This is a genomic window from Stenotrophomonas sp. SRS1 (assembly GCF_026130205.1).
Classification (GTDB): domain Bacteria; phylum Pseudomonadota; class Gammaproteobacteria; order Xanthomonadales; family Xanthomonadaceae; genus Stenotrophomonas; species Stenotrophomonas rhizophila_B.
In genome coordinates this window covers 159,658-185,624 of the sequence record NZ_JAINFD010000004.1, presented here as the reverse complement: position 1 = coordinate 185,624, position 25,967 = coordinate 159,658, and the positions used below count along the sequence as shown (strand labels likewise).

Sequence of the window (25,967 nt, the reverse complement as noted above, 5' to 3'; positions counted from 1 at the left end):
GGCCGTCTCTTCGCCTGACCGGTGACACCCGGGAACGTGCGTGGCGATGAACCGCGCACAGTTCCTGCGCCTGATGCTGGGCAGTGCCGCCTTCGCGGCATTGCCCGCACCGGCACGCGCCCAGGCCGGGCGCTATGACTTCTGGTTCACCCGCCTCAAGTACGACTCCGGGGACTGGGACGTGGATGCGCGCATGCCATCCAACGTGATCACCTCGCTGATCGATTACACCTCCCTGCGCGTGGACCCGACCGAACATGTGATCGCACTGTCCGATCCGCGCATGCTGGAGGCGCCGTTCTGCTACCTGGCCGGGCACAAGCTGGTCGAGTTCAACGCGGCCGAACGGCAGAACTTCGTGCGCTATGTGCGCAATGGCGGCTTCGTGTTCGTCGATGACTGCAACCACGACATCGACGGCCTGTTCGCGACCTCCTTCGAAGCGCAGATGGCCAAACTGTTCGGGCCCAAGGCATTGACCAAGCTGCCCAACAACCACGCGCTGTACCGCAGTTTCTTCCGCTTTCCCGAGGGCCCGCCGGCCACCGGGTTCGAGCTCAATGGCTGGGGCGATGATCTGGTCCACGATTACCTCAAGGGCATCCAGATCGATGGCCGCCTCGGCGTGCTCTACAGCAACAAGGATTACGGGTGCGAGTGGGACTACGACTGGCGCAACAAGCGCTTCCTGGCCGAAGACAACACCCGTTTCGCGGTCAACATCGTGATGTATGCGTTGAACAGTTAGGTTCCTTCCTGCATTTTCAGCCACGCATGGCGTGGCTCTACACCGATTTTCTGCGAGTGCCTTATGACGACCGACCGCCTTGATGCCCTTCTTCCCAAACTGCAGCAGCTGCGCGGCGCGCTGGCCCAGGCCGTGGTCGGCCAGCACGCGGTGGTCGAGCAGCTGCTGATCGGCCTGCTGGCCGGCGGCCACTGCCTGCTCGAAGGCGCGCCCGGGCTGGGCAAGACCCTGCTGGTGCGCTCGCTCGGACAGGCGCTGGAGCTGCAGTTCCGGCGTGTGCAGTTCACCCCCGATCTGATGCCCAGCGACATCCTCGGCACCGAGCTGCTGGAAGAGGACCACGGCACCGGCCACCGTCACTTCCGCTTCCAGAAGGGCCCGATCTTCACCCACCTGCTGCTGGCCGACGAACTCAACCGCACCCCGCCCAAGACCCAGGCCGCGCTGCTGGAGGCAATGCAGGAGCGCACCGTCAGCTACGCCGGCACCACCTATACGCTGCCCGCACCGTTCTTCGTGCTGGCCACGCAGAACCCGATCGAGCAGGCGGGCACCTACCCGCTGCCCGAAGCGCAGCTCGACCGCTTCCTGCTGCACGTACGGGTGGACTACCCCACCGAGCAGGAAGAGCGCGACATCCTGCTGCAGACCACCGGCAGCGCCAGTGGCAGCGTGCCCAAGGTGATGGACGCCGACGAGGTACTGGCGCTGCAGGCTGCGGTGCGCCAGGTTCACATCAGCGAAGACGTCCTCACCTGGATCACGCGCCTGGTGCGTGCCAGCCGCCCTGGCAGCGATGCGCCGGCCGCGGTGAACCAGTGGATCAAGTGGGGCGCCGGCCCGCGCGCCGGGCAGTCGCTGGTACTGGCGGCCAAGGCGCGCGCGCTGTTGCAGGGCCGTTTCGCCGCCACGCGCGAGGATGTGCAGGCGCTGGCGGCACCGGTGATGCGTCACCGGCTGCTGCTGTCGTTTGCCGCCGAAGCCGAGCAGAAGAGCGCTGACGATGTGGTCGCCGCGCTGCTGCAGGCCGTGCCGTTCCCGGGGTGATCCACACGCCGTGAGCCGCAACGCACCGATCGCGATCCCCGCCGATGTCCGCAGCCGCCTCAAGGTGCTGCGGCTGCTGCCACGTCGTGCGCGCGGTGCGCACGGGATCGGCCAGCACGCCAGCCGCAGCCGTGGCGCCGGGCTGGAATTCGCGCAGTACCGTGCCTACGAACCCGGTGATGAGCTGCGCCAGATCGACTGGAAGCTCTACGCGCGCTCGGACCGGTTCTTCGTGCGCGAATCCGAGCGCGAGAGCCCGATCACGGCGTGGGTGCTGATCGATGCGACCGCCTCGGCGGGCCAGCGCGACCGTGCGCGACCGGACTGGTCGCGGCTGGACCACGCCTGCGCCACCGCCGCCTGTCTGGTGGAATTGGCCCTGCAGCAGGGCGACCGCTTCGGCGTGATCGCCATCAGCGGCGAGGGCGTGCAATTGGTCCCCGCTGGGCACGGCCCGCGCCATCGCGACCGCGTGCACCTGCTGCTGCGCCAGCTGCAGGCCAGTGGCACGTGGCCACCGGTCACTTCGCTGGCCCCGGTCTGGGAGCGGGTGCAGGCCGGCGACCTGCTGGTCGCACTGGGCGACGGTTTTGACGAGGCCGGCATCGTGCTGCTGGAAAGGCTGGCAGCCGCCCGCCGCGAGGTGCTGCACCTGCAGCTGCTGACCGCCGAAGAGCGCGATTTCCCGTTCACCGACGGCCACCGCTTCCGCGATCCGGAGACCGGTGAAGAACTCCTGGGCGATGGCCGTGCGATCCGTGCCGAATACCTGGCCCGTTTCGATACCGCCCAGCGTGCGTTGCAGGCGCGACTGCAGAGCAGCGGCATCGTGCATGCGACCGGCTATCTCGACCATCCGCTGGATCAGCCATTGCGGGTGCTGCTCGGCACAGGGAGTGGCGCGTGAGCCTGCTGTTCCCGCTCGGCCTGCTCGCACTGGCGGCCTGGCTGGTGCCGCTGTTGATCCACCTGGCGCGGCGCCACCAATATGCGCCGCTGGATTTCGCTGCGCTGCGGTGGTTGCGTGCACGGATCCGGCCGCGCCAGCGCGTGCGTTTCGACGAATGGCCGCTGCTGCTGGTACGGCTGCTGCTGCTCGCCGCGCTGGCCTTGCTGCTGGCGCGCCCGGTGCTGCACGGGGGCGCGGCCGACACGCACGCGGTCACCTTGGTCGCCCCCGGTCTGGATGGCACCGCCCTGCGTGGTCAGGACACCAAGGGCGACTGGCGCTGGCTTTCACCAGGCTTCCCCACGCTGGCCGACGCCGCCCCGCCGTTCCCGCAACCCTTGGCCAGCCTGCTGCGTGAGCTGGACCAGCGCCTGCCGGCCGGCTCCCCGCTGACGGTGTACGTGCCCGACCCGATGTCCGGTCTGGATGGAGAGCGCCCGCGATTGTCGCGCCCCGTGACCTGGCGGCCGGTGCCCATGGCGCCTCCCGCCACACGCGTCGCCGCCGTGCCCCTGCTGCAGATCGGTGGCGGCATCACCGAGCGCGAGCAGCGCGTACTGGCGGCGATCCAGCGCGCGTGGTCGAACCAACCCCTGTCACCCGCGCGCGCAGCGACCACCGCCCCGGATGATGGGCAGCTCGGCGTGTGGCTCGCCGCCGAGCCGTTGCCGACCGTCTGGCAGGCATGGGTGCAACAGGGCGGCAGCGTGCTGGTCGCATCGGATCCGGCGGGGGCCGGTTGGATGCCGGTCCTGCGCGATGCGCAGGGCGCGTCCGTGCTGGAGTACCGCCCGGAAGGGCGCGGTCGTCTGCTGCGCTTCACCGCAGCGCTGTCGCCGCCGGAACTGCCGGCATTGCGCGATCCCGACCTCCCGCGCCAGTTGCTGGGGGTGATCGCGGCGCCGGCCGCCCCCACCCTCGCACCTGCGGCCACACAGCTGCCGTTGCGTGGCGCCTCCGCACCGCTCCCGGCACCGCGTGAGCTGGCCCCCTGGCTGCTGGCGCTGATCGTGCTGCTGTTCGCGGTGGAGCGCGCGATGGCGACGTCGCCGCGCCGCGGAGCAGGCGCATGAGTCCCACCCTCCAGCGCGGCTGGCAACGTGCACGCCGGCGGCAGTGGTGGATCACCACCGCGCTTGCCGTACCGCTCGCGTTTGCGCTCAGTGCGGTGGCGTGGCGGATCGCAGGGTTCAACGCCTTCACCGTGGTCCTGCTGATGGCATTGCTGATCAGCGTCGGGTTGGCGACCTGGCGCGCACGCCGGCTGGATCGCCAGTGGCTCATTCGCCGCCTGGATGAGCACCCGGTCGCGCAGGACAGTGCCGATCTGCTGTTTGCCGCACCGCAGGCGTTGAATCCGCTGCAGCAACGCCAGCGCGCGCATGTCGACGCGGCACTGCAGTCGCGCCTGCCCGAGTTGCGCCCCCACTGGCCCGGCCGCTGGGTGCTGGCGTCGGCGTTGATGTCGGTGGTGGTGATGGCACTGGCCTTCGGCTGGCCGCGCGGCCAGAACGCGGCGCCGCTGTTCCCCGGCATTGCAGCACCGCCCGCCACACCGGCGCAGCCGCCGCAGCTGCGCTCGACGCGGCTGGAGATCACCGCCCCGGCCTACACCGGCCAGGCCGCGCGCGTGCAGAACGCGCTGGACGGCAAGGTGGCACAGGACAGCCGTCTGCGCTGGTCGCTGCGCTTCACCGCGCAGCCGCAGACGGCTGCTCTGCAGTTCCACGATGGCCAGCGCATCGCCTTGCAGCGCGATGGCGACCAGTGGAGCGCGCAGTGGACCGCAACACGTCCGGCGCTGTACCGCGTGGTCACCGAACCCACCCTGCGCGACACCCGTCTGTACCGGCTCGATGTGGTGCCCGATCGCCCCCCGGTGGTGCGTGTGATCGCACCGGACCGCAGCCTCGTGCTGGGCGCGCCCGGCCAGCGCCAATGGCCGCTCCAGTTCGAGGCCACCGATGACTACGGTGTGGTCGCCACCGCACAGTTGAAGGTCACCCTGGCCCAGGGCAGCGGTGAGAACATCACCTTCCGCGAACAGACCTTCAGCCTGGCCGGCACCGGCCCGGCAACGCAGCGGCGCTTTGCCCGCACGCTGGATCTCGCCGCGCTGGGCGCCACCGAAGGCAACGACGTGATCGCACAGTTGACCGTACGCGATACCCACACGCCCACCGCACAGAGCGCCCAGAGCAGCAGCGTGATCCTGCGCCTGCCCAGTGCCGCGGAAATCCAGGGCACCGACATGGAGGGCATGGTCAAGAAAACGCTGCCGGCGTACTTCCGCAGCCAGCGCCAGATCATCATCGACGCCGAAGCGCTGATCAAACTGCGCGGCAAGCTGCCGGCCGAGGAATTCGTCAAACGCGCCGATGCGATCGGCGTGGACCAGCGCATCCTGCGCCTGCGCTATGGCCAGTTCCTTGGCGAGGAAAGCGAAGGCGGGGCCAAGCCGCCGCCGACCAGCGATACCCTGCCCACCAGTGACGTCCCGGCCAGCACGCACGACGATCATGATCACGATGGCGAGCCTGCGCAGGCCCAGGCCGGTCACGACGATCACGACCATGGGGCGCCGACCGACGGCACAGCCGCTGTGTTCGGCAGCGCCACGGATGTGCTGTCCGAGTATGGCCATACCCATGATCACGCCGAGGCCGCCACCCTGCTGGATCCCAAGACGCGCGCCACGCTGAAGGCGGCGCTCGATCAGATGTGGTCGTCGGAGGGCGAACTGCGCCAGGGCCAGCCCGAGCGTGCCCTGCCCTACGCCTACAAGGCACTGGGCTTCATCAAGGAAGTGCAGCAGGCCGAGCGCATCTACCTGGCACGGGTCGGCCCGGAGCTGCCGCCGATCGATGAGAGCCGGCGCATGACCGGCGATCGCGCCGAGCTGGCCAGCCGCACATTGCCGCTGCGGGCACTGGACGCTCCGGACCAGGCGATCGTGGAGGTCTGGCAGCAGCTCGCCGATCCGGCCAGCGCGCCCGATCTGGACGCACTGACCCAGTGGCTGCGGCGCAATGAAGCGCGCCTGCCGGACCCGCTGAGCCTGGCTGCCGCCATCGAGGAGCTCCGCATCGCACCGGACTGCACCGACTGCCATCAGGCCCTGCGCGCGCAGCTGTGGCGTGCCCTGCTGCGGCCGTTGCCGCAGGTCCCTCGTCGCATCGCGCCCGATGCCATGGGTCAGCGCTACCTGGATGCCCTGGAGGCCACGCCATGAGCGAACCGCGCTGGATCCTGATCGCTCTGCTTGCCGTGCTGCTGCTGAGCAGCACGCGTCTGTGCTGGCAGCAGTGGCGTGGACCGGCGCGCACGCGCGTTGTGTTCGCCAGCCTGCTGCTGTTGCAGGCGGCGATGACCACGCTGCTTTACCTGACGCTGGTGCCACCGATGCAGCACGCCGCCGGGGGTCAACTCACCGTACTGACGGCGGCGGCCGATCAGGTCCGCTGGCCGGCCGAGCCGGGTGAGACCCTGATCGCACTGCCGGAGGCGCCGAACGCCACCGACGCCGACCGCGCTCCCGATCTCGCCACTGCGCTGCGACAGCATCCGGGCAGCACCTCGCTTCGGCTGATCGGTGATGGTTTGCCCGCGCGTGATCGCGACACCGCGCTGCCGGATGACGTCCGCGTTGCGTCGCCTGCCCCACCGCAGGGCTGGATCGCGTTGCAGCCGCCACCGGTCACGGCGCCCGGTGCGGTGTTTACCGTCACCGCGCGTGCCCAGGGGGTCCCGGATGCACGTGCCGAGTTGCTGGATCCGGCGGGTGGGGTGGTTGACCGTGCCACGCCCGGCGAGGATGGCAACGTGCAGCTCGGCGGTGTGGCGCGCGTCCCCGGGCAGAGCACGTTCCGCCTGCGGCTGCTGGATGGCGGGCAGCATGTGGTCGACACACTACCCGTGCCGGTGGACACCGCCGCTGCGACGGCCCCGCGCCTGTTGATCCTCGCTGGCGCGCCGGGCCCGGAACTGAAGTACCTGCGCCGCTGGGCCACCGATGCCGGGCTGCGGGTACAGGCGCAGGCCAACGCGGGCGGTGGCGTATCACTCGGCGATGCACCGATCGCGCTCACCGCTGCCACCTTGGCACAGACCGATGTCGTGGTACTGGATGAGCGCAGTCTGGCCGGGCTGTCGGCCGCGCAACGCAGCGCGCTGCAGCAGGCGATCCGCGGCGGGCTGGGCGTGCTCGTCCGCACCAGCGGCCCGCTCGGCGATGGCGCCCGCCAGGTGCTGCGCAGCTGGGGACTCTCCGTCACCGGCGGCAACCAGGCCGCGCCCCTGTCACTGACGGCCGATGCCGACGCCGCGTTGCTGCAGGCACGTCGTGGCCCACAACGACCTGCATCGGACACCACCGCCTACATCGAGGACGCCGACACCGCCTCGCACCAGGCTGCGCTGCCGGTGTTGGAGCAGCTGGGCCTCAAGGCCACCGATGCCATCGCCCTGCTGCACGATGACAAGGGCGCTGCCGTCGGCGGCTATCGTCCGCTCGGACGCGGCCGCGTTGCACTCCTGCCCGTCACCGACAGCTATCGGCTGGTGCTGGCCGGCCGCGACGATCGCCACGCCGAACTGTGGAGCGGCGTGCTGGCCAGCGTGGCGCGCCCGCTTCCTGCCGCGGATGCGCCACGCATCGGCATCCACACGCCGTGGACCAGCGAGCGCATGGCGCTGTGCCAGCTGGAGGCGACTGCACAGGTGCGTGCACCGGATGGCGCGCTCATCCCGCTGCGGCTTGATCCGGCGAGCGGTACCGAGCGCTGCGCTGGCTACTGGCCGAACCAGCCGGGCTGGCATCAGCTGCAGCAAGGCGAAGGCCGTATCGCGTTCTACGTGTTCGATCCCGCCACCGCGCTGCCGCTGCATCGGCAGCAACTGCGCGATGCGACTTCCCAGCACCTGGCTACCGGCGCCGCTGCAGCATCGGCTGGCGTGGTCGAGACGCCGAGTGCACGCTGGCCATGGCTGCTCGCCTTCGTGCTGGCGGCCGGGCTGCTGTGGTGGCTGGAGCGGCGACGGGTGCCGGCCCCTGCGCAGTGATCCTTCAGCGGGCCTGCGATCGTGCCTGCTGAGCTCAGTCAACGTCCATCATCTTCTCCAGTGAATGCAACCGCTGCAGCCGCTGCCGGTGCCGGCGGCATATCGCCCACGCAGCGACAGCAAACACCGCCACAACGAGGGCATTGATCACGATGCTCAAGGCCCACCCCGCAGGGGGTGCAGCCTGCACCATAGGCACGCGACCCTGCGCCGTGAGCCATGCCCAGAGCACCATCGCGGTCCACAGCGCCACACTCACCCATGTCGACACGCGCCAGATGCGCAGCGCGGTGCGTGAGCGCTCGCGCTCGAAGGCCATCAGTGCGCGTGCGTCCAGCGCCTGCGCACGCCATTGACGTCGGCGCTGCCACAGCGTCCAGCCGGTCATGGCCATCACCAGTCCCATCAGGAACCACACCAGGCCCGCCGGCACCGGCAGCCGATCGCCCAGTGACAGCGCGCGAACGCAGTTGGCAAGCGACAGGACCGCCAGGATCACCTCAATGCTCCACACAATGCGCAGGCGGCCGCTCCGGCGATGAACCTCGCGCTCAAGCGCCTGCACATCGGGGGCTGCACTGGGCTGTGCCTGCCAGCGCGTTACAAGTGCATCCCACCCCGTGCTCTCGTCGTCGATCGCGTTCATCGCGAAGCTCCCATCTGATCCCGCAGTTTTCGCCTGGCCCGGCTGAGCCGCTGGGCAACGGCGTTTTCCTCAAGCCCCAGCGCGTCCGAGATTTCGCGGTGTGAGAATCCCTCCAGGGCGAGGGACACCACCTGCCGGTAGCCGAGCGGCAGACTGAGCACGGCGCACAACAGCTCATCGCGCTGCTGCTGCGCTTCTGCATGGCGCAGCGGGTCGGCGCTCGGATCAGGCCAGCCCTCGTCCAGATCCCGTGCCGACAGCCGTGGCTCCCTGGCGAGGACATCAACGGATCGATTGTGGGCGACACGTGCGATGAACGCCCGCAACGAGCCGTCGCCCCGCCAGCGCGGGAGCGCCTGCCATACCGCGATGCTGACTTCTTGGAGGAGATCATCGCGGCGGGCGATATCGCGCGTGTAGCTGTAGGCCAGCCGGCTCAGCATCGGCCAGTGCTCACGAAGGATGGACTGCAGGTCAGCGGAGGTCGGCAGCGGCAAGGCGGCGGCTCAGTCAGCGGCAACGGAACCAAATGCATCGCGGTACGCCCAATAGGCCACATACCCCAATTGCAGCAACGGCAACAGTAACCAGGGCTGGAATACGACGCTGCCAACCAGCAGCATCGACAGCACAAGGTACATCGCGATGGGTTGCCAACCTGCAGCCAGCAGGCGCCGGTTCTCACGCAATGCCTCCGCCACGCCAACGCGGTCCAGCACCACCCGCGGCACGGTGAAGAACAGCAGCACACCGGGCAGCATCCCCGCCGCGAAGACGATGGCCAACTGCAGGCGGGTCAGCTGGGTGATGACAGCTGGGTCCGCCGTCGCCATGCCGAGCGCCACCGACGGCCCGATCCACATCCACAGCAGCGCCAACTGAAAGGCGAACACCCCCGATGCGAGCAGCGCCAACTGCAGCAGACGGCCACGCAGCCCGAACATGCGGGCCATGCCTTGCCTCACATCGAAACGACCGCTGCGCACACGCTGGTCAAGAATGATCAGGCACCACACCGACGCGATCGGCACGACGAACTTGGACAGCAACACGCCGACCACCGGAATGGACACTTGAAGGACGAGTTCGACCGCCATCGGCACCAAGGACAGCCCGAACCAGCGCAGCGGCGCCTGTCGGTACATGTGCCAGGCCGCGGCAAACCAGTGCCACAGACGCCCGATGGACCAGGATCGGGCAGGGACCGATTGCGAAACGTTATCAGGGGCAAGCATGTGACTCTCCATGTGGGCGTGCGTCCTTTAGAAGACCGTCAGTGCGTGGAAAACCTGACAGGCCTTCCACGATCCCGACCGATCCCGCCCCTCCACGTGCTTGCGGTGCGACGTTACCCCGCGTCCCAGGCCTGCTTCGGTGGTCCACCGCCTGGGTGCGTGTCGCTCAACGCTCCGGCAGCGCAGGGCACCCACCCTGCTGCATACACACCTCCTGCGCACGGCGCCGTTCTTCGTCGGTCAGCTCCGGCGGTGGGCGCGCAGTCGCGGACTGGATCTGATCCGGTCCGCCGGTAAGTTTGTTCACGCCCTGCGCAGCGGCGGCCAGCCCCTTGTTGATGCCCATCATCAGATAGCCACCGCTCATGCTGACCTGCTCAGGCGACGGCGGCTCGCTCCAGGTGCGGCTGAAGCGGTTGGGCTGCACCTGCACTGGATTCTTGAAGCGGTACAGATCCAGCGGCTCGTCGTCGGGCTTGAGGGCGCGCACCTCGCCCAGCGTGGTGACATCGCCCTGCGTTGTCGCGGCCGGCGGTTCCACCGGCTCGGGGGCAGCGACCTGCTGCGCCTGCCCAGCGGCGGCCAGCCACAACCCCGCAAGCACTGCCAAGCCTTGATATTCACGTAATGCCACAGCAACTCCGTCCGTGTTTGTAGCGGGCTGCCCCCTAGGATACGGAGGCGGGTGTCAGGTTTCGTTGATGGCACCTGTCCAGCCAGCGCGGGACCCACTGAATGATTCACCGGCCATATCGCAATGTCTCAGACATTGAGACGCGGTCATGTTTCCATAGCGTCCTTTGCAGACCGTTGTGACCATGGCTTACGAACTCGCCAAGCGCACCGAGGACGCCGAGCGCCGCCTCGCCACGACCGAAGGGCTGCCCTCGCGCGATGGTGCGCTGCTGACCGCGCGCCTGCAGCGCCGCTATAACGACCGCATCACCGGCAGCTTCACGATTCCCGCCCGCGAGGGCCAGTACGCGCCGATCCCGGCCGATGTGCCCGATGCGCTGGTCAATGCACTGAAGGCGCGCGGCATCGAGCAGCTGTACAGCCACCAGGCCGAGGCCTGGGAGGCCAGCCAGCGGGGCGAGCACGTGGCCATCGTGACCCCGACCGCCAGCGGGAAATCGCTGTGCTACACCCTGCCGGTGGTCAGCGCCGCCATGCAGAGCAAGGCCAAGGCGCTGTACCTGTTCCCGACCAAGGCGCTGGCCCAGGACCAGGTGGCCGAGCTGCTGGAGCTCAACCGCGCCGGCGACCTGGGGGTGAAAGCCTTCACCTTCGATGGCGATACGCCGGGCGATGCGCGCCAGGCGATCCGCCTGCACGGCGACATCGTGGTCTCCAACCCGGACATGCTGCACCAGGCGATCCTGCCGCATCACACCAAGTGGGCGCAGTTCTTCGAGAACCTGCGCTACGTGGTGATCGATGAGGTGCACACCTACCGCGGCGTGTTCGGCAGCCACGTCACCAACGTGCTGCGCCGGCTCAAGCGGATCTGCGCTTTCTACGGCGTGGAGCCGCAGTTCATTCTGTGCTCGGCGACCATCGGCAACCCGCAGGCGCATGCCGAGGCGCTGATCGAAGCGCCGGTCACCGCGATCACTGAATCCGGCGCGCCGACCGGGCCCAAGCACGTGCTGCTGTGGAACCCGCCGGTGGTCAATGCCGATCTCGGCCTGCGGGCCTCGGCGCGCTCGCAGAGCAACCGCATCGCCCGCATCGCGATCAAATCCGGGCTGAAGACCCTGATCTTCGCGCAGAGCCGGTTGATGGTCGAAGTACTGACCAAGTACCTCAAGGACATCTTCGACCACGACCCGCGCAAGCCGGCCCGTATCCGCGCCTACCGCGGCGGTTACCTGCCCACTGAACGGCGCGAGACCGAGCGGGCGATGCGCGCGGGGCAGATCGACGGCATCGTCAGCACCTCGGCGCTGGAGCTGGGCGTGGATATCGGCAGCCTGGACGTGGTCATCCTCAACGGCTATCCGGGCAGCGTCGCCGCGACCTGGCAGCGTTTCGGCCGCGCCGGCCGCCGCCAGCAACCCGCACTGGGCGTGATGGTGGCCAGCTCGCAGCCGCTGGACCAGTACGTGGTGCGGCATCCGGACTTCTTCGCCGAGGCCTCGCCCGAGCATGCGCGCATCGCGCCGGACCAGCCGCTGATCCTGTTCGATCACATCCGCTGCGCCGCGTTCGAGCTGCCGTTCCTGGCCGGCGATCCGTTCGGCCCGATCGATCCGCTGGTGTTCCTCGAGGCACTGGCCGAGACCGAGGTGGTGCATCGCGAAGGCGACCGCTGGGAGTGGATCGCCGACAGCTACCCGGCCAACGCGGTCAGCCTGCGCTCGGTCGCCGATGGCAACTTCGTGGTGGTGGACCGCAGCGACGGCAAGCAGCAGATCATCGCCGAGGTGGATTACTCCGCCGCCGCGCTGACGCTGTATGAAGGCGCCATCCACATGGTGCAGTCCACCCCCTACCAGGTGGAGCGGCTGGATTGGGAAGGTCGCAAGGCCTACGTCACCCGCACCCACGTGGACTACTACACCGACAGCATCGACTTCACCAAACTCAAGGTGCTGGACCGTTTCGACGGCTGCATCGCCGGGCGCGGCGACTCGCACCACGGCGAAGTGCACGTGGTGCGCCGCGTGGCCGGCTACAAGAAGATCCGCTATTACACGCACGAGAACATCGGCTACGGCCCGGTCAACCTGCCCGACCAGGAGCTGCACACCACTGCGGTGTGGTGGCAGTTGCCGCAGGCGCTGCTGCTGACCGCGTTCGACAGCAAGCAGGAAGCGCTGGACGGCTTCCTCGGCGCCGCCTACGCGCTGCACATCGTCGCCACGGTGGCGGTGATGGCCGATGCGCGCGACCTGCAGAAGGCCGTCGGCAATGGCGATGGTGCGTGGTTCGCAGTGGCCGACCAGAGCGGACGCGGGCAGCTGCGGGGCGCCGAGTTCGATGCCAGCGCGATCGAGCTGCAGCAGCAGTTCGTGCCGACGGTGTATCTGTACGACAACTTCCCCGGCGGTGTGGGCCTGAGCGAGCCGCTGTGGCTGCGCCAGGCCGAGCTGCTGCTGCGCGCGCGCGAGCTGGTGCAGGTCTGTGACTGCAAGGCCGGCTGCCCGGCCTGCGTGGGCCCGGTGCTGGCCGGCCAGGAGGACGATGCCACCACGCCCAAGGCCCTGGCGTTGAAGGTGCTGGATCTGTTCGACAGCGCCGCGCTGCCGTCTGCTGAAGAGCCGGAGTGCCAGAGCGCCGAGGTGCTGACCCCGTGAGCCTGAGCCTGGACAAGCTGCGCCTGCTGCGCCGGCAGGCCGGTGATGCGACGGCGGCGCCTGCCTCTGGTCCGGCCATCGCCCCTGGGCGCGGATCCGCTGCCGCTGACACGGGCGCTCCCGGCGACACGGGCAACGCTCCGCTTCCGGCCGCCGCCAACGATGCACGTGCGCGTACGCCCGCACCGGCCTCCGTCTTCGGCTGGGTCGAGCAGGAGGTCCGCCACAAGCCAACCGGCGCGGCCGCACGCGAGACCGCACCGGCAGTTACCGCTGTTCCTGTTCCCGCGCCCGCGCTGCGCAAACCCGAGATCGGTGGCCTGCGCCGTCTGCTCGGCCTGCGCGATCGCGGGCTCGGCACGGCCACCCCGCGCGAGAACGCCAAGGATCGCCATGTGCCTGGTGAGGAGATTGCGCCGGGCCTGTTCCTGATCGAATCGTTCGTTACCCAAGCCATTCCGACCGAACCGTTGTCGCTGGCCTTCGCCAAGCGCGACGGCGAGCAGGTGCAGCCGCAGGACCTGCTGTTCTTCGATACCGAAACCACCGGCCTGGCCGGCGGCACCGGCACCCGCGCCTTCATGATCGGTGCCGCGGACTGGCATACCCATCCCGAACGTGGCGACGGCCTGCGCATCCGCCAGTTGCTGATGACGACGATGGCCGCGGAAACCGCGATGCTGCGCGAGTTCGCCGGCTGGCTGCAGCCGAGCACGGTGTTTTCCAGTTACAACGGGCGCTGCTACGACGCCCCGTTGCTCAAGACGCGCTATCGGCTGGCCCGGCAGCGCTGCCCGATCACGCCACTGGATCACGTCGATCTGCTGTTCCCGACACGCCGCCGCTATCGCGGCACCTGGGAAAACTGCCGGCTGGCCACGATCGAACGCCAGCTGCTGCAGATCGTGCGCGAAGACGATCTGCCCGGCTCGGAAGCGCCGGCTGCGTGGCTCAACTACCTGCGCGGCGGCAGTGCGGTGAACCTGCGCCGGGTGGCCGAGCACAACCACCAGGACGTGGTGACCCTGGCGCTGCTGATGCGGCGACTGGTGGCCGAGGAACAGCGCGACCGGGAGACCCTGGCGCTGCAGGCCATTGACGCGGTGTAAAGGCCGGCCCACGGACACTGCGGGTACTTACCGTGGGAGGACCACCACATGCGTCTGAACCTTCTGTTCGCCCTGGGCTGCGCCCTGCCGCTGGCCGCCTGCAGTCCGCCGGCCAAGACCGCCTCGACGCCGCCTGACAGCCCGACCTCGACCGCCCCACCCGCGGTGGCTGGCAGTGGCGGTCAGTGCGACCCAGAAAAACTCACCGGCCTGACCGGGCAGACCGCCACCGAGGCGGTGATCCAGAAGGCGGTGAAGGACAGCGGTGCCCGCAATGCCCGCGTGCTCAAGCCGGGCATGGCGATGACCATGGATTACCGCGAAGACCGCCTCAGCATCGAAGTGGACGCGCAGAACAGGATCGTGCGCGCCAACTGCGGGTGAGTTGATCAGTTGCGCACGCGCTGTGCCTTGCCGCTGGCCAGGGCCTGATCGATCGCGGTGCGCACGTCGCGCACGGCACGCGCCGAGGCCACACTCTGCTGCTGTGCCAGACGCGCCTGTTCCTTGCCCAGTTCGGCCTGCTCACGCGCCACCAGCGCGATCTGCCGGGCATCCACCGCCCTGGCTGAGGCGGTACGTGCTTCGCGTGCGGCCTGGCTGGCAGCCGACGCCGCTGCACGTGACTGGCGAGCCCCCTGGCGGGCCGCCCGGTCAGCCTCGACAGCGGCATCCAGACCGGCATCGCGGATCGCGCTGTTGACCACCGCGCTGACATCCACCGCGGCCATTGCATCGGCCGTGATCTGCAACGATGCCGCCGCGATCTGTTGACCGATCGCCGCTTGGCGGTTGCCCAGTTCGGCCTGCGCGGTTCCCAGCGCGGCCACTTCCGTCTGGGCGTGTCCCAGCGCCTTGAGCACGGCGGGATCGCGGATCAGATAGCGGTCCTGGCCGCGGCGCACCCACAGCGCCGGTTGGTTGTTGCCGGCGTCGCGTCGGGCCTGTTTGAGATCGGCGACGGAGGCATCGACGAAATTGCTCTCGCCGCCGATCAGCACGAAGGCCTGCGCGGGTTGACGCGTGATGTTGAGTTGACCGTGGGTCACAAAGCTCACGTCGTCATCCAGGGCCTCGGGCGGTGCCGGTGCGCGCGGTGCAGCAGGGGGCTGCGGGGCGGATACCGGCGGTGGCGCCGGCAGCGGCTCGGGTAGCGAGGCCGGTGGCGTGGGTGGGGTGGGCGCGGTCGGCGCGACCGGTGCCTGGGGTGCGGCCGGCGGCGGCGGCGCAGCCACCAGACGCAACGGCGCAACGCCAATCACCACGAACAGCGCGGTGATCGCCAACGAGGCCACACGCGGCACGCTGCGGGTCTGCTGCAGCGTCAGCAGGCGACGCTTGAGGCTGCGCAGGTTCGGCGAGGCGCTGGCCACGCCGACGGCGGGACGAGGCGCCACACCCAACTGCACCAGCAGGCGACCGTAGTCATGGCGGCAGTGATCATGCCCGGCCACCACCGCACCATCGCAGGCCTCTTCGCGCGCCAACGCATATTCGCGGGCCGCCACGTGGACCAGCGGATGGAAGAAGAACAGATGCTGCGACAGCGCTGGCAGCAACCCCCACCACAGGTCACGGCGCTGCAGATGGATCAGTTCGTGGGTCAGCGCCATGTCCAGATCGTCCGCCGACATCATCGGCAGCTCGCGGGCCGGCAGCAGCAGCACCGGCCGCCACGGGCCGATCAACTGCGGCGACCGGATCTGCGCGGAGAGCTTCAGCTGCGGTGAGCGCCGCAGGCCATGCGCTTCGGCGGCCAACTGCAGCGCCTGCTGCAGGCCGGCGTCGGTGCACTCGGTGGCGCTGCGCACCAGCGCGCGGCTGGCGCGGTAACCGCGCAGGCTGTGCACCAGCATCAGCAGCACACCGGCAGCCCACACGGCCAGCAGCAGCAAGGGCCAGGAGGCTGTGATCGTCGCCGTCTCGACCGCATTGGCGGCGTACGTGACTGGCGCGGCCTGCACGGCAGCGTCGAACGCGGGCAGCGCCATCGCCGGTGCCGTCACTGCCGCCGGGGCCGGCAACACCGCCAGTTCCAGCGGGCTGCTCCAGAGCAGGCCCAGCACGGCCTGCGCGGCCACCAGCCACCACAGCCGGCAACGGGTGGCGGACGGCAGCTGCGGCAGCAGCCGGCACACGCCCCACACCAGCGCCACCAGCACCGCACTCTGCAGGCTGGTCCAGCCCAGCCGCATCACCACTTCACTCATCATCATGTCCATCACTCAGCCCTCCCGCTTGCGTGACTGCAACTGTGCGACCAGCGCTTCCAGCTCGGCCAGTTCCTGATCGCTGACGTCCACCTTGTGCGACATGAACGCCACGAACGGCGAGACCGAGCCCTGCAGTGTCTTCTCCACGAAGCTGGCCACGGCGCCCTGCACCACGCTGTCCTGACCGCTGGTGGTGGCGTAGCGGTAGACGCCGTCCACCTGCTTGCGGCTCAGATAGGACTTGGCGCGCAGGCGCTCCATCATGGTCAGCACGGTCGAGCGTGCCAGCCCGCGCGGCTCCCCGAAGCCGGTGGCGACTTCCCCGACACTGGGGCGGTCCTGTTCCGCGATGTACTGCAGCAGGGCCAGTTCCTGGTCCCCGATGGTCTTGCCGCGCATGGCGCACTCCCTATGACTACACGTGTCGCCACCGTGCCAGTGACTACAGGTGTCGTCAAGTGCCGGAGGATCCATGCCGACGAACGGTAGGCGGGACGCGCCGGCCACGTCGTGCATCTTGAACCTGTGCCTTAAACCTTTTCGCCCCGGCACGCATCCAAGCCTTTGACCTGCGGCATTCCGCCCTGGCATCGCGCCCTCTTCGCCAAGGACCCGCCGCATGCGTCCCACCCATCGCGTGATCATGATCGTTGCCCTGTTGTTTCCTCTGGGCGTGCACGCGCGAGCCGGCAACGTGGAGACCGCCAACCAGCAGACCCGGCAGCTGATCGGCCAGACCATGGAGGCCCTGCGCATTCCCGGCCTGCAGATCGCCGTGGTCAAGGACGGGAAGGTGGTGCTGTCCGAAAGCCGTGGGCTGGCCAATGTCGAGAACCAGTTGCCGGCCACGCGCACGACGCGGTTCCCGCTCAACTCGGCGACGAAGTCCTTTACCGCAGTGGCAATGATGCAACTGGCCGAGGAGGGCAAGATGGATCTTGATGCACCCATGTCGACCTACCTGGCTGATCTGCCCGAGGCATGGCGCAGCGTGCGTGTCCGTCAGTTGCTGGCGCATACGTCGGGGCTGCCTGACATACTGGATGCGCAGGGCCTGCTCGGCGGCGGGACCGAGGCGGCCGCCTGGACCGCCGTGACGCAACGCCCGGTAGACGCTGCTCCCGGCGCGCGCTTTACCTACAACCAGACCAACTACGTGCTGCTGGCACGAATCATCGCCGCACAGTCCGCGATGCCGTACGACCGGTACGTGGCCACGCGCCAGTTGGATGTGGCCGGGATGCCGTCATCCACGTTCGGCGACAGCTACGATCTGATCGCCAACAGCGCCACCATCTACAGCTGGTTTCCGCGCCGCACCGATGCGCCGGACGCCCCGCCACGGCTCTCGCACTGGTTCTACGACATGCCCCCCGGGCTGTGGGCTGGCGGCGGCATGCTGACCACTGCCGACGACGTCGCCAAGTGGCTGGTCGCGTTGACCGGCAACCGCTTGGTCAACGCCGCCAGCACCCACCGGATGTGGACCCCGGAACGACTCAATGACGGCAGCGACGGCGCATGGGGGGCCGGCTGGGCGTTGCTGCAACGTGCACCGCAGCGCCAGGTGGCCGGTATGGGCGGCGCACGCTCAGCGTTCATCGTGTACCCCGACCAGGGACTGGCCATCGTGGTGCTGACCAACCTGGTCGGGGCCAATCCGCAGACCTTCATTCCGCAGATCGCCGCGTTCTATGGTGCCGGCACGCCGGCGCCGTCTGTCAGCCGCGCGGGCCGCCCATCACCGGCAGGATCACGCCACTGATGTAACTGGCGGTGATCGGGGAAGCGAGGAAGACGTAGGCCGGCGACACTTCTTCCGGCTGGGCCGGACGCCCCATGTCGCTGTCCTGGCCGAACTCGGCTACATCCGGCGCCTTCTTGTCGGCCGGATTGAGCGGGGTCCAGACCGGACCCGGCGCAACCGCATTCACCCGGATGCCGCGTGGCAGCAGCTGGCTGGCCAGCGCCTTGGTGAAGGCATGAATCGCGCCTTTGGTCGCCGAGTAGTCCACCAGCGCCTTGCTGCCGAACAGGCCGGTTTCCGACCCCGTGTTGATGATGCTGGCACCTTCGCCCAGGTGTGGCAGCACCGCGCGCGCCATCTGGATGTAGCCGCCGATGTTGGTCTGCAGGGTTTCCTGCAGGTGCTCGTCCTCGAGGTCTTCCAAGCGGTCGCAATGCAGCTGGAAGGCCGCGTTGTTGACCAGGATGTCGACACCGCCAAATGCTTTGACGACCTGTTTGACGGCTTTGCTGCAGAACGCCGGGTCGCGCACGTCGCCCGCGATCACTACGCAGCGGCCGCCTTCCTTCTCGACGTGCTCGCGGGTGATCTTCGCGTCCTTCTTTTCATCCAGATGCAGGACGGCGACATCCGCCCCTTCGCGGGCGAACAGCACGGCCACCGCGCGGCCGATGCCCGAATCTGCGCCGGTGATGATGGCGCGCTTGCCCTTGAGTTTGCCGCTGCCCTGGTAGTCCGGCGCGAGGAAGCGCGGGGCCAGCTGCATCTCGTGTTCGTTGCCGGGTTTGGCCAGCTGCTCGGCCGGCATTTTCTCAGGCTGGCGACGCGTGCCGGCCTGGGTGGCCTTCTTGGTCTTGGACGTGGCGGCCTTTTTCGCCGCACGTGCGTCCTTGGCCTTTTCCTGGTCCTGCAGACGGCGCTGGCGGGCCGCCACGCGCGCAGCGCGCGGATCGGTGGCGGCGGCCTTGCGGGTCGCGGTTTTGACGACCGGGGTACGGGTGCGCGGTTCGGCCGCCGCAGCAGCCGCCTCCGCCGGACGCGGACGCTTGCGGGAGGTGGGGGTCTTGGTGGTCTTACGGGTTTTGGCCGTGGCCATGTTCGACTCCTGTTGCCGGATCAGATGCGTGGATCTCACGCGGGCGCATGTTCGTCTGTTCGTCGCGGCGACGGCCGCCGTGGAAATGCGCAGCCCCACTATGGTCAACCCGGCGGCCAGGGACGGTGAATGGAGCGTGCCCACACCGTGTAGAGATTCATGCGCCGCATACGGCCACCGATGCACCCTGAGCGTAATTCCCATGGAGTGCGTCGCATGCTTCGTTACCTGTCCGCGGCTGTGGCCGTCCTTGCTTTGTCCGCCTGCAGCAGCACCCCTGTCGCGCAGGTCCAGCCGATCGACGGCGTGATTTCCGGCCAGTGCCATGTCGACAAGGTCCGTGGCGCCACCGGGCTGGCCGCGTCGGCGGCCACCGTGGAGCGTGCCCGCGTGGACAGCGACAGCCTCGAGGTCATCGTGCTGCGGGGCCAGCGCCAGGAAAGCGGCCCGACCGCCAGCGGTGCGGTGCCGTCCAGCGCCGGGGCGGAAAGCGGTGGCGAACGGCTCACCATCGAAACCGGCAACACCAACAACATCACCGCGATCTACTGCGGCTGACCGCTGCGCTCATCCCGCGCGGGCGCGCCGGACGGTGCGCCGCGCGGCTTTGAGTACTTTCAGCGTGGCCAGTTCCCACTGGCGCTCGCCGCGCAGGCCGGCGAGGGCCTTCAATGAGCCGGCCCGCCAGCCATCGAAAACGCAAGGATCGATGTAGGCCTTGCGGCACACCGACGGTGTGTTGCCCAGCAGGTTGGCGACTTCGCATACCACCTGTTTCTGCAATGCCGCCAGCGCGCGCTCACTGGAGGGCTCGGGCAATTCGGTCGCGGCAAGCTGACGGATCGCCTCCAGCGTGCCGCCCCAGGTGCGGAAGTCCTTGGCGCTGAAGTCCTCGCCCATCGCATCGTGCAGATAGTCGTTGACCATGCCCGAGTCCACCGGTTGCACCGCGCCATCGTCATCGCGGTACTGGAACAGCGCCTGGCCGGGCAGCTGCTGGCAGCCCCGGATCAGCTTGACCAGTTCGCGGTCATCCACATCCACCTCATGCGCCTGCCCGGACTTGCCCCGGAAGCGCATCTGCGCCCGGCCGCCCTTGACCAGCGCGAGGTGTCGGTTGCGTAGCGTGGTCAGCCCGTAAGAGCGGTTGTCACGTGCATAGACTTCATTGCCAACGCGCACCAGCGTCTGTGCCAGCAGCGCCACCACGATCGCCAGCACCTTGTCGCGCGGGAAGCCGGGCAGCTTCAGATCGCGGCGCAGGCGTCGGCGCAGCGTGGGCAGGGCGGTACCAAAGGCAATGATGCGATCGAACTTGCCATCGCCCCTCACCCGCGCCCAATCAGCGTGGTAGCGGTACTGCTTGCGCCCGCGCGCATCCCGGCCAGTGGCCTGCAGATGGCCGTTGGGCAGTGCGCAGATCCACACATCGGTGTACGCCGGGGGGATCGCCAGCGCGCGGATCCGGGCCAGGGTGGCAGCATCGCGGACCGCCGCACCATCGGCATCCCGGTAGGCAAAGCCCTTGCCGGCCTTGCGGCGGGCAATGCCCGGCAGTTCATCGCTGACATAGCGCAGGCCGGCCTGGCGGGCGGCGGCGACTTCGGGGGTGGCGGTGCGGCTCGGGCTCATGAAGGCGGCGCGTATCAGGGGAACGCAGTGTCGCCGGTGCCGGTGCGGCACCGCGTCAATAACGCAACACAAACACCTCACACCGCGCTTGGCGATATCCTCCAACGTTTACTGGCTCGCTTTTCAGGAGTATCGATGTCGCCTCTGTCGTCCCGCCGCCTGCGGCGCTCTTTCGGGCTGATCGCCCTGTTCCCCGCCCTGCTGGTCCTCGGTGCGTGCAGCGCCCCGCCCATGGACGAGCAGGAAGCGGTCGCCACCAACGCACAGAAGGCGGCCGAAGCCGCCGCCGCGCCCACCGATGAAGCTGGCAAGGCGCTGGAAGCGCCACCGGTCGGCAACTGCGATGCCACCCAGGTGCAGAGCCTGGTCGGCCAGCCCTACACCGAGCAGATCGGCAGCCAGGCCCAGCAGGATGCCGGCGCCACCACCTTGCGCGTGCTCAAGCCGAATGACATGACCACGATGGATTTCGTGGGTGAGCGGTTGAACATCGAAGTGGACGGCAAGAACGTGGTCGCCAGCGTCCGCTGCGGCTGAACAGGGGGCGGGAAAACACTGGAAACATAGGGGTTTGGTTGCGCCTGCAACCGTGTATTGCGGCGTTGCAACAACTGTGATCTAGTCGGGTCATCCGGTGCCTCGACCCGCGCTGCAAGGACTGAGCGGGGACGAGTGTCGCCGCTCACCTGACATCGCATCGAGGCACAGATGGCCCCCCGCAACCGCCAAGGGCTTTACGACCCGCAAGATGAGCGAGATGCCTGTGGTTTCGGCATGGTCGCCCAGCTCGACGACCAGCCGTCACGGCTGCTGGTCGACACGGCTATCGCCGCACTCTCGCGCATGACCCACCGCGGTGGCGTCGCCGCCGACGGCGTTACCGGCGACGGCTGCGGCCTGTTGCTGCGCCGCCCCGACGTGTTCCTCAAGGCGCTTGCCGCCGAGGCGGGCCTCACACTTGGCGCGCGCTTTGCTGCCGGCGTGGTGTTCCTGCCGCACGACACCGCTGCCGCACAGGCCTGCCGCGACACGCTGGAACAACAGCTGCGCGACGCCGGCTGCCAGCCGATCGGCTGGCGCGTGGTGCCGACCGATCCCAGCGTGTGCGGCCAGCTCGCACGCGACACCCTGCCGCACATCGAGCAGGTGTTCGTCGACGCCGGCGCCGCGCAGGACGAGGCCGCCTTCACCCTGGCCCTGTTCCTGGCCCGCCGCCGCAGCGAACAGCAGCTGCGCGAGCACGCCGATTACTACGTCACCACGCTCAGCCCGAATGCGATCAGCTACAAGGGCATGGTGCTGCCGGACAAGCTGAGCCGCTTCTACGTGGATCTGCAGCGCAACGATCTGGCCTCCAGCGCGATCGTGTTCCATCAGCGCTTCTCCACCAACACGCTGCCGCGCTGGCCGCTGGCGCATCCGTTCCGGATGCTCGCCCACAACGGCGAGATCAACACCATCGAGGGCAACCGCCGCTGGGCGCAGGCGCGCAGCAAGGTGTGGAAGACCCCGCGCTTCGACATCGGCGAGTTCAACCCGGTGATCTCCATGCATGGCTCGGACTCGCAGAGCCTGGACAACATGCTCGAGCTGATGGTCAGCGCCGGCATGGACCTGATCCAGGCGCTGCGCATCCTGGTGCCGCCGGCGACCCAGTCGCTGGAGTTCAAGGATCCGGACCTGGCCGCGTTCTACGAGTTCTACGGCCTCAACAGCGAGCCGTGGGACGGCCCGGCCGGGATCGTGGCCTGCGATGGGCGCTATGCCGCCTGCACGCTGGACCGCAACGGCCTGCGCCCGGCACGTTGGATGCTGACCTCCGACCGCCACTTCCTGGTCGCCTCCGAAGCCGGTGTGTGGGAAGTGCCGGCCGAGCGCGTGGTGCGCAAGGGCAAGCTCGGCCCGGGCGAGATGATGGCCATCGACCTCAAGCGTGGCGACCTGCTCGATTCGGACGCCATCGACCGCATCAACCGCGGCCGCGCGCCGTACAAGCAGTGGCTGCAGCAGGGTGTGACCTACCTGCAGACCGAGCTGATCGATCCGTCGCTGGTGGAAGAACCGTTCGACGAGCGCACCCTGCGCAGCTATCACAAGCTGTTCCAGCTCAGCACCGAGGAAGTGGAGCAGATCCTGCGCCCGCTGGCCGAGACCGAGCAGGAAGCCACCGGTTCGATGGGCGATGACACCCCGATGGCGGTGCTGAGCCAGCACAGCCGGCCGCTCTACGATTACTTCCGCCAGGCGTTCGCGCAGGTCACCAACCCGCCGATCGATCCGCTGCGCGAAGACTGCGTCATGTCGCTGTCCACCCAGCTCGGCAAGGAGACCAACATCTTCCATGCCGGTGCGGAGACGGTGAACCACGTCATCCTCAACTCGCCGGTGCTCAGCCAGCGCAAGCTGCGCCAGCTGATCAAGATGGAGCAGTACGCCGACAAGAACCGGCTGATCGATCTGTCCTACAGCCTGGACGAAGGCCTGAAGGCCGGCATCGAGCGCATCTGCGCCGAGGCTGAAGCGGCCGCGCGCGAAGGCATCGTCATGCTGCTGCTGAGCGACCGTTACCCGGTCGCCGACCGGCCGATGGTGCATGCGCTGCTGGCCACCAGTGCGGTGCATCACCACCTCTCCAACGCCGGGCTGCGCTGCGACGTCAACCTGATCCTGGAAACCGGCACCGCGCGCGATCCGCACCACATGGCCTGCCTGCTCGGCTTCGGTGCCACCGCGGTGTACCCGTACCTGGCCTACCAGACCCTGTTCGATCTGGGCCGGCGCGGCATCCTGCAGCTGAGCAAGGGCGGCGAGCAGTCGCAGATCGGCCGCCGCTACCGCAAGGGCATCTACAAGGGCCTGTCCAAGATCATCTCCAAGATGGGCATCTGTACCGTGGCCAGTTACCGCGGCGCGCAGCTGTTCGAGATCGTCGGGCTGGATGACGAGGTGGTCGACCTGTGCTTCCCCGACACCGCCTCGCGCGTGGCCGGCGTCGGCTTCGCGCGTCTGGACGACGAGGCACGCGAACTCACCGTGCGCGCCTGGAACGACCTGCTGCGGCCGGATGTGGGTGGCGTGCTGAAGTACGTGCACGGCGGCGAGTACCACATGTACAACCCGGACGTGGTCATGACCCTGCAGCGCGCCGCGCGCAGTGGTGATGCCGCGGACTGGCAGCGCTACTGCGAGGCCGTGCACGGCCGCCCGGTCTCGGCGCTGCGCGACCTGCTGCAGCTCAAGGCTGCGCCTACGCCGACCCCGCTGGACGAGGTGGCCCCGGCCGAAGACCTGTTCCGCCGCTTCGATACCGCGGCGATCAGCCTCGGTGCGCTGTCGCCCGAAGCGCACGAAGCGCTGGCCATCGCCATGAACCGGCTTGGCGGGCGCAGCAACTCCGGCGAAGGCGGCGAAGACCCGGTGCGCTATGGCACCGAGAAGCGCAGCAAGATCAAGCAGGTCGCCTCGGGCCGCTTCGGTGTCACCGCCGAATACCTGGTCAATGCCGAAGTGCTGCAGATCAAGGTCGCGCAGGGCGCCAAGCCCGGCGAAGGCGGCCAGCTGCCCGGGCACAAGGTCAACGAACTGATCGCGCGGCTGCGCTATGCCAAGCCGGGCATCGGCCTGATCTCGCCGCCGCCGCACCATGACATCTACTCCATCGAAGATCTGGCCCAGCTGATCTACGACCTCAAGCAGGTCAACCCGACCGCATTGGTCTCGGTGAAGCTGGTCAGCCATGCCGGTGTCGGCACCATCGCCGCGGGCGTGGTGAAGGCCGGTGCCGATCTGATCACCGTGTCCGGCCATGACGGCGGCACCGGTGCCAGCCCGGTCAGCTCGATCCGCTATGCGGGCGTGCCGTGGGAGCTGGGCGTGGCCGAATCGCACCAGGCGCTGGTGGCCAACGACCTGCGCGGGCGCACCCTGCTGCAGACCGATGGCGGCCTGAAGACCGGCCTGGATGTGATCAAGGCCGCACTGCTGGGTGCGGACAGCTTCGGCTTCGGCACCGCGCCGATGATCGTGCTGGGCTGCAAGTACCTGCGCATCTGCCACCTCAACAACTGCGCCACCGGCGTGGCCACCCAGGACGAGCGCCTGCGCGCGCAGTACTTCACCGGCCTGCCCGAGCGCGTGGAGAATTTCTTCCGGCTGCTGGCCGAGGAAGTGCGTGGCTGGCTGTCCTACCTGGGCGTGCGCTCGCTGGACGAGATCGTCGGCCGCACCGACCTGCTGCAGCAGCTGGAGGTCTCCCCGCGCCCGGGCGTCAAGGTGGATCTGTCGCGCCTGCTCAACCCGGCCGAGTACGCCGGCAGCCACTGCGCCGCGCAGCGTCTGTATGAATCGCCGGACAGCCTGGCCACGCAGATGGACGGCCTGCTGGCCCCGGCGATCGCCGGCAAGCTCGGCGGCGAACACCGCTTCCTGATCCACAACACCGACCGCTCGATCGGTACCCGCCTGTCCGGCGAGATCGCGCGCACGCACGGCAACCAGGGCATGGCCGATGCACCGCTGACCCTGCGCTTCCGTGGCACGGCCGGGCAGAGCTTCGGCGCGTTCAACGTGGGCGGCCTGCAGCTGGAGGTCGAGGGCGAGGCCAACGACTACGTCGGCAAGGGCATGGCCGGCGGCCGGCTGGTGGTGCGCCCGCCGCGTGGCGCGCGCTTCGAGGCGCGCAACACCGCGATCATCGGCAACACCTGCCTGTACGGCGCCACCGGTGGCGAACTGTTCGCCGCGGGGCGTGCCGGCGAGCGCTTCGGCGTGCGCAACTCCGGCGCGCTGGCGGTGATCGAAGGCGCCGGTGATCACTGCTGCGAATACATGACAGACGGCATCGTGCTGGTGCTGGGCAAGGTCGGGCTCAACTTCGGCGCAGGGTTCACCGGCGGCCTGGCCTACGTGCTGGATATCGACCGTGATTTCGTGGACCGCTACAACCACGAACTGATCGACATCCACCGCATCTCGGCCGAGGGCTTCGAGAACCATCGCCAGCACCTGCATACGCTGATCAGCCGCCACCGCGAACTCACCGGCAGCATCTGGGCGCAGCAGATCCTCGATGAGTTCCGCGATTACGTCGGCAAGTTCTGGCTGGTCAAACCCAAGGCCGCCAGCATCGAATCGCTGACCGACTCACTGCGCCGCGCTGCGTAAGCGCGGAGAAGCGCCGGTAACG

At 68.6% G+C, this 25,967-nt stretch carries 21 protein-coding genes; 13 read left to right on the top strand and 8 right to left on the bottom strand.

What is annotated here, in order from left to right; genetic code table 11:
- Positions 1-46 precede the first annotated feature (46 nt).
- The 6 genes from K4043_RS15915 (at position 47) to K4043_RS15890 (ending at position 7,805) form a co-directional block, all read left to right on the top strand.
- The gene (locus tag K4043_RS15915) at positions 47-748 is read left to right on the top strand and encodes a DUF4159 domain-containing protein (protein ID WP_123731019.1); all 702 of its coding nucleotides are present in this window, start codon (positions 47-49) and stop codon (positions 746-748) included.
- 63 nt (positions 749-811) lie between these two features.
- Positions 812-1,795 (top strand): MoxR family ATPase, encoded by a 984-nt coding sequence (locus K4043_RS15910; RefSeq protein ID WP_265309906.1) that lies wholly within the window; start codon positions 812-814, stop codon positions 1,793-1,795.
- A gap of 10 nt (positions 1,796-1,805) precedes the next feature.
- The gene (locus K4043_RS15905; protein WP_265309905.1) at positions 1,806-2,702 is read left to right on the top strand and encodes a DUF58 domain-containing protein; all 897 of its coding nucleotides are present in this window, start codon (positions 1,806-1,808) and stop codon (positions 2,700-2,702) included.
- Positions 2,699-3,817 carry a BatA domain-containing protein gene (locus K4043_RS15900; RefSeq protein ID WP_265309904.1) on the top strand — a complete coding sequence of 373 codons (1,119 nt, stop codon included), beginning with the start codon at positions 2,699-2,701 and terminating at the stop codon, positions 3,815-3,817. The genes K4043_RS15905 and K4043_RS15900 overlap by 4 nt, the downstream gene beginning before the upstream one ends.
- Entirely contained in the window at positions 3,814-5,976 is a 2,163-nt protein-coding gene (locus tag K4043_RS15895) for a DUF4175 domain-containing protein (RefSeq protein WP_265309903.1), read from the top strand. Before K4043_RS15900 ends, K4043_RS15895 begins: the two co-directional genes overlap by 4 nt.
- Positions 5,973-7,805, top strand: coding sequence for a ThuA domain-containing protein (locus K4043_RS15890; RefSeq protein WP_265309902.1), 1,833 nt, complete (start codon positions 5,973-5,975; stop codon positions 7,803-7,805). The genes K4043_RS15895 and K4043_RS15890 overlap by 4 nt, the downstream gene beginning before the upstream one ends.
- A gap of 34 nt (positions 7,806-7,839) precedes the next feature.
- On the opposite strand, the gene K4043_RS15885 is transcribed toward K4043_RS15890, so the two are convergent.
- The 4 genes from K4043_RS15885 to K4043_RS15870 form a co-directional block, all read right to left on the bottom strand.
- Positions 7,840-8,451: a hypothetical protein gene (locus tag K4043_RS15885; protein WP_265309901.1), complete on the bottom strand. Its 612-nt coding sequence runs from the start codon at positions 8,449-8,451 to the stop codon at positions 7,840-7,842.
- Entirely contained in the window at positions 8,448-8,948 is a 501-nt protein-coding gene (locus tag K4043_RS15880; RefSeq protein WP_265309900.1) for a sigma-70 family RNA polymerase sigma factor, read from the bottom strand. The genes K4043_RS15885 and K4043_RS15880 overlap by 4 nt, the downstream gene beginning before the upstream one ends.
- A 9-nt stretch (positions 8,949-8,957) precedes the next feature.
- Positions 8,958-9,686: a hypothetical protein gene (locus K4043_RS15875; protein WP_265309899.1), complete on the bottom strand. Its 729-nt coding sequence runs from the start codon at positions 9,684-9,686 to the stop codon at positions 8,958-8,960.
- Between the two features lie 166 nt (positions 9,687-9,852).
- The gene (locus K4043_RS15870) at positions 9,853-10,296 is read right to left on the bottom strand and encodes a hypothetical protein (protein ID WP_265309898.1); all 444 of its coding nucleotides are present in this window, start codon (positions 10,294-10,296) and stop codon (positions 9,853-9,855) included.
- A 208-nt stretch (positions 10,297-10,504) separates the two neighbouring features.
- On the opposite strand from K4043_RS15870, the gene K4043_RS15865 reads away from it, so the two are divergent.
- The 3 genes from K4043_RS15865 to K4043_RS15855 are packed head-to-tail and all read left to right on the top strand — an operon-like array spanning position 10,505 to position 14,478.
- A complete protein-coding gene (locus K4043_RS15865; RefSeq protein ID WP_321160153.1) occupies positions 10,505-12,985 on the top strand; it encodes a DEAD/DEAH box helicase in 2,481 nt (826 codons plus the stop codon).
- Positions 12,982-14,094, top strand: coding sequence for a ribonuclease H-like domain-containing protein (locus tag K4043_RS15860; RefSeq protein WP_265309897.1), 1,113 nt, complete (start codon positions 12,982-12,984; stop codon positions 14,092-14,094). Before K4043_RS15865 ends, K4043_RS15860 begins: the two co-directional genes overlap by 4 nt.
- Before the next feature lie 48 nt (positions 14,095-14,142).
- Positions 14,143-14,478 (top strand): I78 family peptidase inhibitor, encoded by a 336-nt coding sequence (locus tag K4043_RS15855; RefSeq protein ID WP_265309896.1) that lies wholly within the window; start codon positions 14,143-14,145, stop codon positions 14,476-14,478.
- Between the two features lie 5 nt (positions 14,479-14,483).
- Here the strand turns inward: K4043_RS15855 and K4043_RS15850 are convergent, their stop codons facing one another.
- Positions 14,484-16,304, bottom strand: coding sequence for a M56 family metallopeptidase (locus K4043_RS15850; protein ID WP_321160152.1), 1,821 nt, complete (start codon positions 16,302-16,304; stop codon positions 14,484-14,486).
- A 15-nt stretch (positions 16,305-16,319) separates the two neighbouring features.
- Positions 16,320-16,706 (bottom strand): BlaI/MecI/CopY family transcriptional regulator, encoded by a 387-nt coding sequence (locus K4043_RS15845; protein WP_019184134.1) that lies wholly within the window; start codon positions 16,704-16,706, stop codon positions 16,320-16,322.
- Between the two features lie 220 nt (positions 16,707-16,926).
- Here K4043_RS15845 and K4043_RS15840 point away from each other — a divergent pair, with 220 nt between their 5' ends.
- The gene (locus tag K4043_RS15840) at positions 16,927-18,072 is read left to right on the top strand and encodes a serine hydrolase domain-containing protein (protein ID WP_265309895.1); all 1,146 of its coding nucleotides are present in this window, start codon (positions 16,927-16,929) and stop codon (positions 18,070-18,072) included.
- Here K4043_RS15840 and K4043_RS15835 read toward each other — a convergent pair.
- Positions 18,029-19,150, bottom strand: coding sequence for an SDR family oxidoreductase (locus K4043_RS15835; RefSeq protein ID WP_265309894.1), 1,122 nt, complete (start codon positions 19,148-19,150; stop codon positions 18,029-18,031). The two genes, K4043_RS15840 and K4043_RS15835, sit on opposite strands and share 44 nt — an antisense overlap.
- Positions 19,151-19,366: 216 nt before the next feature.
- Between K4043_RS15835 and K4043_RS15830 the strand changes: the two genes are divergently transcribed.
- Entirely contained in the window at positions 19,367-19,708 is a 342-nt protein-coding gene (locus K4043_RS15830; RefSeq protein WP_176990279.1) for a hypothetical protein, read from the top strand.
- A 9-nt stretch (positions 19,709-19,717) separates the two neighbouring features.
- On the opposite strand, the gene K4043_RS15825 is transcribed toward K4043_RS15830, so the two are convergent.
- The gene (locus K4043_RS15825; RefSeq protein ID WP_265309893.1) at positions 19,718-20,782 is read right to left on the bottom strand and encodes a DNA topoisomerase IB; all 1,065 of its coding nucleotides are present in this window, start codon (positions 20,780-20,782) and stop codon (positions 19,718-19,720) included.
- A gap of 135 nt (positions 20,783-20,917) precedes the next feature.
- On the opposite strand from K4043_RS15825, the gene K4043_RS15820 reads away from it, so the two are divergent.
- Positions 20,918-21,319: an I78 family peptidase inhibitor gene (locus K4043_RS15820; RefSeq protein ID WP_123731007.1), complete on the top strand. Its 402-nt coding sequence runs from the start codon at positions 20,918-20,920 to the stop codon at positions 21,317-21,319.
- A gap of 171 nt (positions 21,320-21,490) precedes the next feature.
- Positions 21,491-25,945, top strand: coding sequence for a glutamate synthase large subunit (gene gltB, locus K4043_RS15815; protein ID WP_265309892.1), 4,455 nt, complete (start codon positions 21,491-21,493; stop codon positions 25,943-25,945).
- Positions 25,946-25,967 lie beyond the last annotated feature (22 nt).